The sequence below is a fragment of the Citrobacter sp. TBCS-14 genome (assembly GCF_005280805.1).
In the GTDB taxonomy this organism is placed as follows: domain Bacteria; phylum Pseudomonadota; class Gammaproteobacteria; order Enterobacterales; family Enterobacteriaceae; genus Citrobacter; species Citrobacter gillenii.
On the sequence record NZ_SZWM01001195.1, the window covers coordinates 121,056 to 135,806 of the forward strand.

The 14,751-nt window shown below is 53.4% G+C and carries 18 protein-coding genes; 5 read left to right on the plus strand and 13 right to left on the minus strand.

Annotated elements, in window-relative coordinates; all coding sequences use genetic code 11:
• The first annotated feature begins 26 nt into the window (after positions 1-26).
• Together FDX22_RS25340 and FDX22_RS25345 are read left to right on the plus strand one after the other, a co-directional pair.
• Positions 27-551, plus strand: coding sequence for an SCP2 domain-containing protein (locus FDX22_RS25340; RefSeq protein ID WP_115257401.1), 525 nt, complete (start codon positions 27-29; stop codon positions 549-551).
• Complete coding sequence (locus FDX22_RS25345; RefSeq protein ID WP_146717948.1) at positions 545-1,048, plus strand: GNAT family N-acetyltransferase; 504 nt, start codon at positions 545-547, stop codon at positions 1,046-1,048. The genes FDX22_RS25340 and FDX22_RS25345 overlap by 7 nt, the downstream gene beginning before the upstream one ends.
• Here the strand turns inward: FDX22_RS25345 and FDX22_RS25350 are convergent.
• Positions 1,035-1,334, minus strand: a complete 300-nt coding sequence (locus FDX22_RS25350) for a GIY-YIG nuclease family protein (RefSeq protein ID WP_115257403.1) — start codon at positions 1,332-1,334, stop codon at positions 1,035-1,037. The two genes, FDX22_RS25345 and FDX22_RS25350, sit on opposite strands and share 14 nt — an antisense overlap.
• 52 nt (positions 1,335-1,386) lie before the next feature.
• Between FDX22_RS25350 and FDX22_RS25355 the strand changes: the two genes are divergently transcribed.
• Together FDX22_RS25355 and FDX22_RS25360 are read left to right on the plus strand one after the other, a co-directional pair.
• Positions 1,387-1,815, plus strand: a complete 429-nt coding sequence (locus FDX22_RS25355) for a YhbP family protein (RefSeq protein ID WP_146717949.1) — start codon at positions 1,387-1,389, stop codon at positions 1,813-1,815.
• A gap of 32 nt (positions 1,816-1,847) precedes the next feature.
• Positions 1,848-2,483: an NAD(P)H-binding protein gene (locus tag FDX22_RS25360; RefSeq protein ID WP_137400195.1), complete on the plus strand. Its 636-nt coding sequence runs from the start codon at positions 1,848-1,850 to the stop codon at positions 2,481-2,483.
• Positions 2,484-2,582: 99 nt separating this feature from the next.
• On the opposite strand, the gene dolP is transcribed toward FDX22_RS25360, so the two are convergent.
• Genes dolP through FDX22_RS25380 form a run of 4 tightly spaced genes read right to left on the minus strand, consistent with a single transcriptional unit; the run spans position 2,583 to position 6,186 of the window.
• Positions 2,583-3,158, minus strand: coding sequence for a division/outer membrane stress-associated lipid-binding lipoprotein (dolP, locus tag FDX22_RS25365; protein WP_115257406.1), 576 nt, complete (start codon positions 3,156-3,158; stop codon positions 2,583-2,585).
• 9 nt (positions 3,159-3,167) lie between these two features.
• Positions 3,168-3,758 carry a DnaA initiator-associating protein DiaA gene (gene diaA, locus FDX22_RS25370; protein ID WP_048213380.1) on the minus strand — a complete coding sequence of 197 codons (591 nt, stop codon included), beginning with the start codon at positions 3,756-3,758 and terminating at the stop codon, positions 3,168-3,170.
• 20 nt (positions 3,759-3,778) lie between these two features.
• Entirely contained in the window at positions 3,779-4,174 is a 396-nt protein-coding gene (locus FDX22_RS25375) for a YraN family protein (protein ID WP_096755549.1), read from the minus strand.
• Positions 4,132-6,186, minus strand: coding sequence for a penicillin-binding protein activator (locus FDX22_RS25380; RefSeq protein ID WP_146717950.1), 2,055 nt, complete (start codon positions 6,184-6,186; stop codon positions 4,132-4,134). Before FDX22_RS25380 ends, FDX22_RS25375 begins: the two co-directional genes overlap by 43 nt.
• A gap of 62 nt (positions 6,187-6,248) precedes the next feature.
• On the opposite strand from FDX22_RS25380, the gene rsmI reads away from it, so the two are divergent.
• Positions 6,249-7,112, plus strand: a complete 864-nt coding sequence (gene rsmI / locus FDX22_RS25385; protein ID WP_115257408.1) for a 16S rRNA (cytidine(1402)-2'-O)-methyltransferase — start codon at positions 6,249-6,251, stop codon at positions 7,110-7,112.
• Between the two features lie 55 nt (positions 7,113-7,167).
• Here rsmI and kbaY read toward each other — a convergent pair whose 3' ends face one another.
• From kbaY to kbaZ, 8 genes are all read right to left on the minus strand, one after another.
• A complete protein-coding gene (gene kbaY / locus FDX22_RS25390) occupies positions 7,168-8,049 on the minus strand; it encodes a tagatose-bisphosphate aldolase subunit KbaY (protein ID WP_146717951.1) in 882 nt (293 codons plus the stop codon).
• A 12-nt stretch (positions 8,050-8,061) separates the two neighbouring features.
• Positions 8,062-9,216 carry an AgaS family sugar isomerase gene (locus FDX22_RS25395; RefSeq protein ID WP_146717952.1) on the minus strand — a complete coding sequence of 385 codons (1,155 nt, stop codon included), beginning with the start codon at positions 9,214-9,216 and terminating at the stop codon, positions 8,062-8,064.
• 301 nt (positions 9,217-9,517) lie between these two features.
• On the minus strand, positions 9,518-10,651 hold the full coding sequence (gene nagA / locus FDX22_RS25400; RefSeq protein WP_115257412.1) for an N-acetylglucosamine-6-phosphate deacetylase: 1,134 nt from the start codon (positions 10,649-10,651) through the stop codon (positions 9,518-9,520).
• Entirely contained in the window at positions 10,648-11,082 is a 435-nt protein-coding gene (gene agaF, locus FDX22_RS25405; protein WP_115257413.1) for a PTS galactosamine/N-acetylgalactosamine transporter subunit IIA, read from the minus strand. Before agaF ends, nagA begins: the two co-directional genes overlap by 4 nt.
• A 16-nt stretch (positions 11,083-11,098) precedes the next feature.
• Positions 11,099-11,977 (minus strand): PTS N-acetylgalactosamine transporter subunit IID, encoded by an 879-nt coding sequence (gene agaE / locus FDX22_RS25410; RefSeq protein ID WP_115257414.1) that lies wholly within the window; start codon positions 11,975-11,977, stop codon positions 11,099-11,101.
• On the minus strand, positions 11,967-12,746 hold the full coding sequence (gene agaW / locus FDX22_RS25415) for a PTS N-acetylgalactosamine transporter subunit IIC (RefSeq protein ID WP_115257415.1): 780 nt from the start codon (positions 12,744-12,746) through the stop codon (positions 11,967-11,969). Before agaW ends, agaE begins: the two co-directional genes overlap by 11 nt.
• Before the next feature lie 10 nt (positions 12,747-12,756).
• Positions 12,757-13,230: a PTS N-acetylgalactosamine transporter subunit IIB gene (gene agaV / locus FDX22_RS25420; protein ID WP_117342721.1), complete on the minus strand. Its 474-nt coding sequence runs from the start codon at positions 13,228-13,230 to the stop codon at positions 12,757-12,759.
• A gap of 19 nt (positions 13,231-13,249) precedes the next feature.
• Positions 13,250-14,575, minus strand: a complete 1,326-nt coding sequence (gene kbaZ, locus FDX22_RS25425; RefSeq protein WP_115257417.1) for a tagatose-bisphosphate aldolase subunit KbaZ — start codon at positions 14,573-14,575, stop codon at positions 13,250-13,252.
• Positions 14,576-14,751: the final 176 nt, after the last annotated feature.

The following is a 14,751-nucleotide window of genomic DNA, read 5'->3' on the forward strand; positions in this document are numbered from 1 at the left end:
GACTATAGAAACAGGGAGTAAAGCTCGTGTTGGATAAACTGCGTTCACGCTTAGTACATTTTGGTCCTTCTCTGATGAGTGTACCGGTTAAACTGACGCCCTTTACGCTCAAGCGCCAGGTACTGGAACAGGTTCTGAGCTGGCAATTTCGCCAGGCGCTGGCCGACGGGGAACTGGAGTTTCTCGACGGTCGCTGGTTGAGCATAAATGTTCGTGATATTGGCCTCAGATGGTATACCTCTGTTGAGAACGACAAACTTATCGTCAGTCAGAACGCAGACGCTGATGTGAGTTTTAGCGCAGACGCCAGCGATTTATTGATGATTGCGGCGCGTAAGCAGGATCCGGATACGCTTTTCTTCCAGCGTCGCCTGGTGATTGAAGGCGATACAGAATTAGGGCTACATGTGAAAAATCTGATGGACGCCATTGAACTGGAGCAGATGCCGAAAGCATTACGCGTTATGCTGCTGCAACTGGCGGACTTTGTTGAGGCGGGTATGAAACATTCGCCAGAAACCAAACAGACCTCGGTAGGTGAACCATGCTGATTCGAGTTGAAATTCCCATTGATGCCCCAGGTATTGATGCGCTGCTGCGTCGTTCCTTTGAAAGCGATGCGGAAGCGAAGTTAGTGCACGACCTGCGTGAAGACGGTTTTCTGACGCTGGGTCTGGTTGCCACCGACGACGAAGGTCAGGTGGTCGGCTACGTCGCGTTCAGTCCTGTTGATGTGCAAGGTGAAGATCTGCAATGGGTCGGTATGGCTCCGTTAGCGGTAGATGAAAACTACCGTGGGCAGGGCCTGGCGCGTCAGCTGGTCTATGAGGGACTGGATTCACTGAACGAGTTTGGGTACGCCGCGGTGGTCACGCTGGGCGATCCGGCACTGTACAGTCGCTTTGGCTTTGAGCTGGCAGCCCACCACGATCTACACTGCCGCTGGCCGGGCACCGAAAGCGCGTTCCAGGTGCATCGCCTGGCAGAAGATGCGCTGGAGGGCGTGTCTGGTCTGGTGGAATACCACGAGTACTTCAATCGCTTTTAAGCACCGGGGCTTGTAGGCTACTCAGCAATGCCTCAAGCCCTTCACCTTCTACAAGGCGTTCTTTCTGACGCTTTGTGAGCTGCTTGACTCGATATTCCAGACGCAGGGCCAGCGAACGATCGCCGACCTGCGCGGCAAATGCCAGAGTTAACTCTCCCTTCCCACGCAAGGCTTTCGCGCCTTTTCCGCTTTGATGTTGCTTATAGCGGCGCTGCACATCGGTGGTTATTCCGGTGTACAGGGCGTTGTCTGCGGTACGGATCAGGTACAGATACCAGGGTGTCATTGTCACCATCGACGTGATAATTTTCAGGCCTACAGTATAAAAGAGAACAGAAATGGAAACACTGACTGCGGTGACGTGCTGGCTGGCAAAACAGCACGTCGTGACCTGGTGTGTGCATCATGACGGTGAACTGTGGTGCGCCAATGCGTTTTATCTGTTTGATGCGCAGAAGGTTGCCTTCTATGTGCTCACCGAAGATAAAACTCGCCATGCCCAGATGTCCGGCCCATGCGCGTCCGTTGCCGGGACGGTAAACGGTCAACCTAAAACGGTCGCGCTGATCCGTGGCGTCCAGTTTAAAGGCGAAATCAGGCGTCTGGAGGGGCAGGAGAGCGACGACGCGCGTAAAGCGTATAATCGTCGCTTCCCCGTCGCCAGAATGCTGTCTGCACCCGTGTGGGAGATTCGTCTTGATGAAATCAAGTTCACTGACAACACGCTGGGCTTTGGTAAAAAGCTGCTCTGGCTACGTGATCTATAGTTAGAGGAATGATTGAAGGGAAAGGATAAGCGATGAGCCAGGTGTTAATAACCGGAGCCACGGGTCTGGTGGGCGGACATTTATTGCGGATGCTACTGAACGAGCCCCGGGTCCATGCGATTACGGCTCCAACGCGCCGCCCGCTCGCCGATACGGTTGGCGTCTTTAACCCTCACGATCCGCAGTTGACCGATGCGCTGGCACAGGTCACCGATCCGGTCGACATTGTTTTTTGCTGTCTGGGAACCACCCGACGTGAAGCGGGCAGTAAAGAGGCCTTTATCCACGCTGATTATACGCTGGTGGTAGATACCGCCCTGACGGGGCGTCGTCTGGGGGCTCAGCATATGCTGGTAGTGAGTTCGATGGGGGCCAATGCGCACTCGCCATTTTTCTACAATCGGGTTAAAGGTGAGATGGAAGAGGCGCTGATTGCGCAGAAATGGCCCCGGCTGACGATTGTACGGCCTTCGATGTTGCTGGGTGACAGGGAACAACAGCGAGCGAATGAAAAGCTCTTTGCGCCATTATTCAAGCTGCTACCGGGGAACTGGAAATCTATTGAGGCACGTGATGTCGCACGGGCAATGCTGGTGGAGGCACTTGCGCCAGGACATGAAGGGGTTTCGATCCTGACCTCGTCCGAGCTGCGCGAAAGGGCTAAATAAAATGCCGGATGGCGCTGACGCTTATTCGGCCTACAAACGATGAAGTCCTGTAGGCCGGATAAGACGCCCAGGCGTCGCCATCCGGCATCTGTAGCAGTATTACTTAATAAATGTAAACGCGGTCGTGACGCGTTTCACGCCGCTGACCCGGCTGGCGATATCCGCCGCAGCCTTCGCTTCACGGTCGGTAACCAGACCCAGCAGGAAGACTTCCCCGTTCTCGGTGGTCACTTTAACGTTGGATGATTTTACCTGATCGCTGGTGAGCAGCTGGGAGCGCACTTTGGTGGTGATCCAGGTATCGTTGGAGGCTTCACCCAGGCCGATTGGCTGACCCTGACGGACTTCGTTAAACACTTCCGTCGTGCCTTCTACACCCATTGCAATCTGTTTCGCCCGCGCAGACAACTCGCTGTTAGGAGACTGCCCCACCAGTAGCACTTTACCCTGATAGGCGCTGACGTTGATGCGCGCTTCTTTCTTGATCTGGGCATCTTTTGATAACGCGGTACTGACGCGTAATTCCAGGGTTCCATCATCTACCTGGGTGCCGACGCTGCGAGGGTCAGTTGCGGCTTTCGTTCCGACAGCTGCCGTTCCGACAACGGCGGCAGCGACACAGCCTTGCAACAGCAGCGCAGAAAGAACCACTGCGAGCGGCGAAAATGCCTTCATGTGTACTCCTTAATCATCCTGGTGAGGGAAAAGCGTGTTATCGATAAGATCGCAAAGGCAGTTCACCGTCAGCATATGCATTTCCTGAATGCGTGCGCTGTGGTGTGAGGGAATGCGGATTTCGACATCCTGCGGCCCTAATAATCCGGCCAGCTCTCCCCCGTCATAACCGGTCAGAGCGACGATCGTCATGTCGCGGGTGACGGCAGCTTCAACGGCTTTAACGATATCGCGACTGTTGCCACGCGTAGAAATTGCCAACAGAACATCACCTGCATGTCCCAGCGCACGGACTTGTTTTGCATAAACTTCGTCGTGCAGGCGATCGTTGGCAATCGCAGTTAAGACCACATTATCAGTATTTAGTGCAATAGCAGGTAAACTGGGCCGTTCTGTTTCAAAACGGTTGATCATACTGGCAGCAAAATGCTGTGCGTTGGCAGCGGATGTCCCATTACCACAACAGAGAATTTTGTTGCCATTGAGCAGGGATTGAACCAGCGTCATGGCTGCACGGGAAATCGCATCCGGGAGCGCTTCAGCCGCAGCAATCTGAGTTTGAATGCTTTCTGTAAAGCAGACTTTAATTCTGTCTAACACGCTAATCCTTAAATCTTCAATTATGAGTGGTCGTTAAAGGCATCCTTTAACCACTCAACATCATTTCCGGTGAAGGCTAACACATCGAACCGACAATCCACAGTATCAAAACTCCCATTGTGGCGCGCAAGCCACAAGCGGGCGGTGTGTAATAATTTCTGTTGTTTGCTGCGGGTCACACTCGCCGCCGCCCCGCCAAAAAGAGCGGAACGACGAAAACGGACTTCAACAAAGACGGTGGTCTTGCCTTCACGCATTATCAGGTCGATTTCGCCGCCGCGTTCGCGCACGTTGGCGGCGATAAAACGCAGTCCTTTGCCCTCCAGCCAGCAACGCGCGGTGGCTTCCCACGCGTCACCGGTCTGTTTACTCGTTAACTGGCGGGGACGACCTGTCCTTGCTGGTATTTGAGCCATGATAACTTCCTGTTAATCACACAATCCGGCGTGGCGGTTAATGCGCCAGTGTTGCCGTTAATTTCAAAGCCCTGCACCTGACGCATTTGCGTGAAGTGGTTAGCCAGCGACCACGCATCGACGCCCATGGCGTACATGCGTGCCAGCGAGTAATCGTTGTGCACGGCGCTAAGCGCCTGCTGCATGAGCGGTTCGTTACCGCCGGCCAGCATCGGAATTTCACTGTACTGCAAGCCTTCCATTTCCAGGCGGAAGTCAGGACCGGCAGTACCCTGCGCGCTACGGGAGCTGGCATACAGCGTGGCACCGCTTTGGCTGCCGTTACGCATGGCGATCATCGGCTTAATAAAGGCGATCTCTTCCGGCGTGGCCAGAATATACACGGCGTCAACACGACCGCTACCACCGGTGATTTGCGCATCGGTCGGCGGAGCCGGGATGGTGAGTCCACCAATCGTGACGCCAGGCTGTGCTGGTGTAGAGGAGACGACCGGGCTGCCCGTCAGGGCAATCCCTGCACCACCGTTGACGCCCATTCTCAGTTCTGCTGTAGAGCCGAATTTCTGTTGCAACACCACGCCGCCGCCAAGTTTTTGCCATTCCTGTGCAAAGGCGTTGGCCACGCGATCGCCTAACGCGCTACGCGGCGTTAACAGCAGCGGGGTTTGTTTTCCCTGATCGCGGATGTGACGTGCGGCATCGCGCGCTTCATCTTCCGGTGACAGCGCGAAGTAGCACACATTCGCCAGGTTCTGCACGGCTTCAGGCTGATTAAGCGCCAGTACGTTCAGCGGCGTGCTGCTCTTCATCAGTTCTTCAACATTGTTCTTCAACAGAGGGCCGACAACAATGCTGGCACCATCCTGCTGCACCTGGGCCAGGATCTGATTCAGCGGCTGTGACGAGGTGTCATAAATTTTCAGCTCTGCGGAAGGATTCGCCGGGGCGCTGGCCGTCGTTGGCTGAGTTGGTGCTGTTTGCGGCGCGCTAACCGGTGTGGCTGGCTGTGCTGGCGCATCGTTGGTCAGATCGCTCACCGAGGCCTGGGAAGGGCTGGCCACGCCGTCGACAGACTGCGGCTGTGCAACGGGCGTGGTGGCGTCCGTGACGGCTGCAGGTGCTGCGGCGACAGGGGTTGATACCGGTTGCGTGCCATTGTTTTTCGCTGCTTCAAAACCCTGCTGAATAGTGCGACCAAAAACAGCGGCCTGACCGTTCAGCGGCAGTAGCAGGGCTATCTTGCTGGTGGACGCTGGCTTATAGCTCTGGACGTTAACCAACTGCGTGGGCAGTAATTTTGCCCCCGGGTTTTGCGGATAGCGTTTTTGCCAGTCGGCAATGCCGGCCTTCATCATGTCGGCATCGCTACGGTTATCAAACCAGACGCGCTGGAGATCCAGCCAGCCTTGCAGAACATTTTCATCAGCGTTGATGACCAGAGCCTGCGCCTGCTCTGGTGTCATTGACGAGAGTGTCTGCCAGGTCGCATCGATGTTTTTCTGCTTATCATTGGCGGCCAACAGCGGCTCTTGAGCGATTAGCGCACGCAGCAGTGTTAACGATGGACGCCCCTGGCTGGCATCAATTTGTGCCTGCCAGTAACGCGCCTGTTGGTTCTGATCGAAATCGGCTGGTTTTAGCTTCTCCAGCAGGGCCTGCGCGCCCGCGACATCTTTCTGCGCAAGTTTGATCTCAACGGCCAGCAGGGATTGTTCACGACGCTGGGCATCGTTCAGGTTCTGCGGCAATTGGTTGAACAGATCGACAGCCTGCTGGCTCTTACCTTCTTTCAGCAGTGCACGAATGGCGAGTAATTGCCAGTTGGTCTTGCTATCATCTGAGCTTTGCTGCATCTGTTGCAGATAAAAGCCGGAATCAGCTTGTGCTGTGCCCTGCATATGGGCTGCACTCTGGTCTGGCGCCTGGGTGCCACAACCGGCGAAAATCAATGCTGCCAGAATGACTGGCAGAGCGCGCGCGGCTTTCATACGAGAAAATGTTGAGGGTACCATACTGTATCCAGTGATATTTTTTACGCAATGCTCAATATTAAATCGGCAATACGGACGACACAATGAAACAACACGAATCGGCGGATAATTCTCAAGGCCAACTCTTTATTGTACCTACTCCTATCGGAAATTTGGCTGATATTACCCAACGAGCGCTCGAAGTTTTACAAGCCGTTGATTTAATTGCTGCTGAAGACACCCGTCATACCGGATTATTATTACAACACTTCGCGATTAGCGCCCGTATGTTTGCGTTACACGATCACAATGAGCAACAAAAAGCCCAAATGCTGGTGGCGAAGCTCAAGGAGGGCCAGAACATCGCGCTGGTTTCCGATGCCGGAACGCCGCTGATTAACGATCCTGGCTATCACCTGGTGCGTACCTGTCGTGAGGCGGGTATTCGAGTTGTGCCGCTACCGGGTCCTTGCGCGGCCATCGCCGCATTAAGTGCTGCAGGCCTGCCATCAGACCGTTTTTGCTACGAAGGCTTTTTGCCCGCCAAATCCAAAGGCCGTCGCGATGCAATGAAGGCCATTGAAGCGGAACCTCGTACACTGATTTTTTATGAGTCCACCCACCGTCTGCTCGACAGCCTGGAAGACATGGTCGCCGTATGGGGAGAGTCGCGTTATGTAGTGCTGGCGCGCGAGCTGACTAAAACCTGGGAAACCATTCACGGCGCCCCGGTCGGCGAATTGCTGGCGTGGGTAAAAGAAGATGAAAACCGCCGTAAAGGCGAAATGGTGCTGATTGTTGAGGGCCATAAAGCGCAGGACGACGATCTCCCGGCCGATGCCTTGCGGACGCTGGCGCTGTTACAGGCAGAACTGCCGCTGAAAAAGGCCGCCGCACTGGCTGCCGAAATCCACGGCGTGAAAAAGAATGCGTTGTATAAGTACGCCCTGGAACAGCAGGGGGAGTAATTCCAATTGTTGATGTCCACACCAGCCAGGGTGTGGACATCATTCAGCATGACTTTCAAGAATGAACGAGAGTTTCGCTAATTAATAATCTGTTTGCCGATCCGCAGACATTAATTTTACTGCGTACCACTTCTTTCATGGCATCCATACCGACACGCATGTAGTAACGGGGATCGTTACCCTGTGGATTTTCTGCAAACCAGGCTTTGACCGCATCGGCAAAGGCGATTTTCAGTTCGGTGGCGACGTTGACCTTACACACCCCCAGCTCAATGGTGCGGCGGACATATTCATCAGGTACATCGCTTGCGCCATGCAATACCAGTGGGATATCGACCACTTCACGAATTTCTGCCAGACGCTGGAAATCAATTTTCGGGGTTTTGGTATAGAGACCGTGCGCGGTGCCGATAGCGACGGCGAGACTGTCTACACCAGTACGTTCGACAAAACGTTTTGCTTCCTGAGGATCTGTCAGGAAAGCGCTTTCTGCATCCACGCTCATGTCATCTTCAACGCCACCCAGACGACCCAATTCAGCTTCAACGCTGCAATCTTTGGCGTGGCAAAAATCCACAACGGATTTCACCAGCTTCACGTTTTCTTCGAACGGGAAGTGGCTGCCGTCAATCATCGCGCTACGCACTCCAGCGTTCACCTTACGACGGATATCGTCCAGCGATTCGTGATGGTCAAGATGCAGTGCCAGAGGCATGTCATAGGTTGTGGAGTAGGCGTTGCATAGCGCGTAGATCTCTTCTAACGCAATATGCTTAAAGGTGCCTGGTGTTCCGGCGAGGATCACCGGCGATCGCATTTCATTACAGACTTCGAGGATAGCCTGGATCGTTTCGGCATTGTGGATGTTAAACGCAGGTACGGCATAGCCCTTTGCCTGGGCATCCTGCAGGAGGTATTTCGTAGAAATAATGCTCATGATGCGATCCTTTTAGCCGTTCCAGGAATGAATAACAACGCCCTGAACGACGCGGTTGACTGTACCGCTGGCAGAAGGCGTATCCGGTGTATTGCCGATACTGATGGATTGCGTCAGTGCGAACACCTGGGCATACATCAGGAAGCAGAAAGCGAGCTCCATATCGATAAAAGTGCGTGAAGGTGGCAATAGAATATGTGGACCGGCTTCAATAATGGCATCGGTCTCTGCGGCAATGGCCACAACGCGCAGTGCCTGTTGATCACGACGTAACTCTGCCAGCAGATCGAGATCGTACTGACGTGTATAGGGATGGCTGGAGACAAACACCACGACCAGCGTTTCGTTATCGACCAGTGATTTAGGACCATGGCGAAAACCGGTTGGCGAGTCATAGAATGCGGCCAGTTTACCCGCCGTGAGTTCCAAAACTTTCAACGCTGATTCACGTGCGGCACCTTGTAATCCACCGCTGCCGAGGTAAACGATCCGTTTCCACGGTTCGTTACCAAACACGCCGTGGCTAAAATCGCCCAGTGACGTCAGGATCGCCTGACAGCGATCGGCCACGTTGCGGAATGTCTGGCTGTTGATTTTCTCTGGAACAAATACCGCCAGACAACTGACCATCATAGTGGTGATACTGCTGGTCATCGCGAAACCGCGATCGTGCGTTTCTGCAGGCATGAGCAGTGCAAACGCGTTATCGCTATCGGCCGCGTTTTGGTACAGGCTGCCCGCTTCGTTACAGGTGATTGAGAGGTGATAGCATTCAGGGACAAACTGATTCGCCAACTCAACTGCTGCAACACTTTCCGGGCTGTTACCCGACCGGGCAAAAGAGACCAACAGCAGCGGATGCGCTGGTGCCAAATAATCCATTGGATTGGTGACCAGATCGGTTGTCGGGATGGCGCTGATGTTCTTTCCGGTGTGGCTGGCGAGCCATGGAGCAATAATGTCACCGATAAACGCGGAGGTTCCCGCTCCCGTCAGTACGATCCGCAGATCGCTTTTACGCAACAAGGGTGCGAGAAAACTGTCGATGGAGGATCGGATTTTTTCGATATTGCTGAGTGAGCGGATCCAACTGGCGGGCTGCTGGCGAATTTCTTCTTCTGTCCAGGTGCCCGTTATCGCGCGAACAGGGGTGTAGGTTTCTGGCATAACTCAGTCCTTAGTCGTGTGAATTCCACATCAGACGCTGGCAAACTTGTCGCTATCTTTCGTTTCGTTTCACTTGTACATGTAATCAGTTGAATTAAATGTATAGAAAAGAAATTGAAAGTTCAAATGAATAAAAGGAAATAAAACGAAAATTGTGATCGTGCAAGAGTATGGTTTTATTATCTTGTTGATATATAAGATTTAAATTTGGAATCGTAGCGTATGGTGTTTGTTACTTCGAAAGGAAAAGAAAGGCCTTGCGGTGTTTAAGCGAAGGCCAATAGCATACATAGTGAAAGGTCTAGAGTGGGAACGTGCGGCCCTGGATCCAGATTTGTTGTAAATGCAGAGCGCTATCAAGGGCAATAATGCTGGCACGCTTGCCCGTTTTTAAAGATCCTAGCTGGTGATCAATACCTAACAAGCGAGCAGGATGCAGTGAAGCCATATGGATAGCATCTTCTGGCGTACTTCCGGTGAATTCGACCATATTGCGAACGGCCGCATCAACGGACAGCGTACTGCCGGCCAGACCGCCAGAAGCGGTCCGTACGATACCGCCGCGCATATCTACCGTTTCGCCACACAGCGTATAGCGCCCATCGGGCATACCGGCGGCCTGCATTGCATCGGTGATTAGCACTATCCGATCTTTTGCACAATTGCAGCACAGCGTCATGGCTGCCGGGTGGACGTGGTGTCCGTCGGCAATAAGCTCCAGCCATGCGCGCGGATCGGTTAACCCCGCGCCGACCATACCGGGTTCCCGATGATGCAGCCCTGTCATGCCGTTGTAGCAGTGCACTAACCCATTTGCACCGGCGTCAAAGGCGGCTCGGGTTTGTTCCCAGGTTGCAGCACTATGACCCAGCATCACCCTGACATCCTGTTGCCTGAGGTGCCGAATAGCCTGCAATGAGCCTGGTTTCTCTGGTGCCAGCGCCACCACGCGCAAAGTTTGCCGGGAAATTGCAATCAGCTCATCCAGCTCGTTAAGTTCCAGCTCCCGAAATAACTCAGGCGGGTGCGCGCCTTTATTCTGTGGCGTGAAATACGGTCCCTCCAGATAGCTGCCCAGCACTTGCGCACCGGGGCCACCTGAATGATAGCGATGGGCAATTCGTTGCAGTGCCCCGTGAATATCCTGCAATGGGGCGGTGACGGTAGTGGGCAGCCAGCTGGCTACCCCTTCACGTGCTTTGTGCATCGCCAGCTTGTCGAGTGAGTCTGCCGCTTCATCCATAACATCGACGCCACCCCCTCCGTGGACATGGGTGTCGATGTAAGCAGGGCACAGCAGGTCGGCATCACGCCCCATCACGCCAGAGGGGATAGGCTCAATCGTCGTGATAGTGCCTTCTTCTATACGTAATTGATGATCGTCCAACCAGCCCTGTTCAGTCAGCAGACGTCTGGCGCGCAGCAGTTGTGTCATATCCCTTCCTCAACGGGGTGTTCCTCGCGACACCGTCCCAGCTCATCGACCAGGCTGGTCAGGCCGCGATGCCCGCACTCCAGTGCTTGTAGACGAAATTCTTCGCTGCTCAAGCCTTCACGCTCCAGCACCATCTCCAGCAGAAGCTGCAGATTGGTACCGGTGATCACTTCACTTCCTTGTTTTTGCATCGCCAGGGTAGACGCGACACGAAACGGAGTGCCACCCAGCAGGTCAGTCAGAAAAATGATATTTTCCTTAGCGTCCAGTTCACTCACCGCTTGTTCAAGTTGCGAAGTGAGCAAGGCGGTGGTTGAGGTTTCTGGAAAGTCGATGGCGATAAACTGAGACTGTTCCCCCAGAATCTGTTTCATCGCCTTTTCCATTCCGCTGGCAAACCCGCCATGACCCGTCAAAATAATACCTAACATCTACAGCCCCTTGTATTTACAGGAAATGACAGAATTTGCCGACTACGCCGAGCACCACAGTAATGGCGATAAGACGCAGAGGACTCCAGCCACGACGAACCAACCAGAACATGGTTAATGTGTAGACCAGTGGCAGGAAAGCCGGCATCAGTTTGTCAATAACATCCGTCTGCAGTTTTACCACCGCATCACCTGCGGTAATTTCCAACGTGGTGTTAAGGCGAACGTAAGTTGCAACCAGGGCGCCAATCACCGTCATCCCAACGATGGATGCCGCATGCCCAACCTTCTTGGTATTGGCCTTAATCAGTGGGATGGCCGCGACGCCCATCCGATACGCGTAGTGTGCCAGGCCAAAACGCAAACCAAGATGGACAACGTTGAACATAACAATAAACACGACTGCGCCAAGAATAGACCCCTGTAGCGCCAGGCTGGCTCCGATCCCTCCGCAAATGGGCAGCAGCGTTAACCAGAACATCGCATCCCCGATGCCCCCGAGCGGTGCGCCTACGGCAATCTTGGTACTTTGAATACTGTTCACGTCCTGCTTGGAGCGTTCCATCGCGAGGATGATGCCAATAACAAACGTCACCAGAAACGGATGGGTATTAAAGAACCCCATATGGCCTTTCATTGAACGCGCAAGATCGCGTTTATTGGTGTGAATCTTTTTCAGTGCGGGCAACAGACCGTACAGCCATCCTGATGCCTGCATACGTTCGTAGTTAAAAGATGCCTGTAGCAGCATGGAACGCCAGGCTACGCGGTTGATGTCTTTTTTTGTCAGCTCCGCCCCAATGTTCTGATCTTCATAGATGTTTTCATTGGTGCCGGTAAGCAGCGTATCTTCGGTATCGGAAACGTTCGGCAGAGCCGTTTGGTTAGATTCCATCTTCGAATTCCTCTTTTTGTGCTACCGGGGCTGTAGGTTCAGGTGATTTACGCAGAAAATCGATCAGCGCCATTGCCAGTGCGGCGGCGGCGATAGCCAGTACCGGGAGCTTGAGCCAGGCAGCGGCAACAAAACCCAGAATAAAATAGGGGATGTAGACGTTCTTCATCATGATTTTCAGCAGTACGGCAAAACCGATTGCTGGCATGATGCCGCCGGCGACGCCGAGGCCGTCAATCAGGCGTGTGGGTAGCACATCAATGGCGGTTTTGGCATGTTCCGCGCCAAAGTAAATCGGCAGGAAGGCGCATAAGAAGTAGAACGTCCCCAATGCCAGTAATGCCAGATAGTTCACCCGCTCAATTCCGGCTGTATCGGCATTCGCTGCCATCCGATCGCAGCGAGCCATAACACCCGACATCACGGAGAACAGGAAGGTAATCCCCATTTGAACCGCTACGGCGAATGGCACAGCCACACCAACGGCAACCTCTGGTTTTACGCCGGTCGTAATAGCAAATGTTGTTCCGACAATGGTCCCGATGATGACGTTTGGTGGCTGAGCACCCGCCAGTGGGGCCAGGCCCATCCACACCAGTTCCAGCGTACCACCGGTTAAAATACCGGTATGCAGATCGCCCAGTATCAGCCCGACCAGCGGTCCAAGAACCACCGGGCGGTGCATATGCGTTAACCCGTTGAACATATCCAGGCCTGCGATAAAGGCGAGAATACCCAACGCAAAAGCCTGCAACAGACTAATTTCCATTGTGAATTCCTCAGAGAAGTTTAAAGAGGTCCTGGGCGGGTTCGGTTGGTACGCCCTGAACGAAGCATTCCACGTCGGCGGCTTTCAGCCCGTTAAATGCCGTAATATCGTTCGCGTCTACAGAAACGGTTTTAGCGATTTGCTGCTTGCCGTTGGCGTAGTGCATATTGCCAACGTTGATGCGGTTAACCGGAACGCCGCCTTCAACCAGCCGTAAGAAGTCTGCCGGGGTTCTGCAGACCAGCAGAATTTTCTGACGATCGGCAGCACGGTGGATATTGTCGATCACTTTTTGCAGTGACCAGAAGCGCACGGCAATCCCTTCCGCGAGCACCATTTCCATCAGGTTTTGCTGAACCTGATCTTCAGCGACCTCATCATTGGCAACCAGAACCAGATTTGCCCCCGCAAATCCGACCCACTGCACACCGACCTGACCGTGAATTAAACGTTCGTCAATGCGACTTAATACAATGTTTGGCATAGTGTTTTTCTCTTTCTTTTTATGCGTTATGGGATGATGCGCCCTGGCAGGCACGGTGGTATTGCTGCAGTATGTCCTGAATATGGTTAATGATGAGTTCTCGTGGTGTGGCGTTGAGATCTCCCTCGCGCACTTTTACGTACTGCAACGGTAAATATTGGCTGATGAGCGGCAGCGGAATTGGCTCGTCTGCCAGGTTGCGTACCAGTCGGTCGAAGGCGTCATCAATCTGGCTGTCTGGCCAATAGTAACGAACCCGATCGGAGTAACTGTAACCTCGTGCCAGTCGACGTGCGTTGCCATCTCCGTGGTAATGGCTCTGCCAATATTCCGGGCGATCGAGCATCACGCTTTCCAGAACATGGCGTAGACCTGAGCAGGCCTTTGCTGGCAGTAATTCTTCTTCAATAGCGGCCAGTGAGAACAACGCTTCACGCAGGGCGAAGGTCAGGGCTGGGCCAACTTTCAGGATCGCAAAGTGATCTTTGACCAACTGGCGCAGTGACTGTGGTGTTTGATAATCGGTGGAATGCGCTTCAAAGACCAATGTGTCGTAGGCTTCTACCATCTTGCTTAAAGCAACGGCTTTTTGCGGCTGATAATCAATAATATGTGTGTGGTCAAATTCAACGCCGGGTTGCACCACCAGCGCGATAATGCGTGGCCAGATGGCGTCCAGACCCTGTTTTTCAAACGCATGATGATGAGCTTCCAGCGTGGCACGTGCCGCGTCAGGTGTAGTAACTTCCAGCTCCGTTAACGTTTCGTGGGCACCGCCGGGAACCGGAACCTCCGTGCCGATCACGTAAACCAGATCGGACTCGCCAAAATGTGCCTTACAGGTTTCTTCGGCAACCTTCGCCAGGCGTGCCGCGCGTTCAGCGACGATGGCATCCGTTAATGGAACAGGATCGCCCTGGCAGGACATGCTGCAATCCAGGTGGATTTTTTTAAATCCTGCAGCCACGTAGCTTTTAATGAGGTCGTCAGCATTGGCCATTGCCTGCTCTGCGGGTAGGTTTTGCCAACGGTTTGGTCCGAGATGGTCCCCACCCAGAATTAGCATTTCCTGAGGAAAGTCAAAAGATTCTGCCAGGCGACAGACAAAACTGCGAAAATCGGCTGGCGTCATACCGGTATAGCCGCCAAACTGGTCAACCTGATTGGACGTTGCTTCTATCAGCAACGGTGTATGGTTTGCATGGGCGTAGCGTATTGCTGATTCCAGTACCAATGGATGCGCGGAACAAACGGCATAAATCCCGTTTGCTTTCCCCCGTTTATGCTGCTCCACCATTTTAGTTAGATGTTTCACTTTCCTCTCCAGGTCAGATTGCTGCGACATCAATCTTTCGTTTTGTTTCATTTGATACTGATCCAAGTTGCCATAAAAATAAAACGAAAGATTCTTGTTTTCCGATCTGTTTCACAAAAGAAACATAATGAAAGGTTTCAGCGGCGATTCTATCGCTATCTGAGCCGGTTGTAGTGCTTGCAATCCGGTAAAAGAAAGGCGTTAAT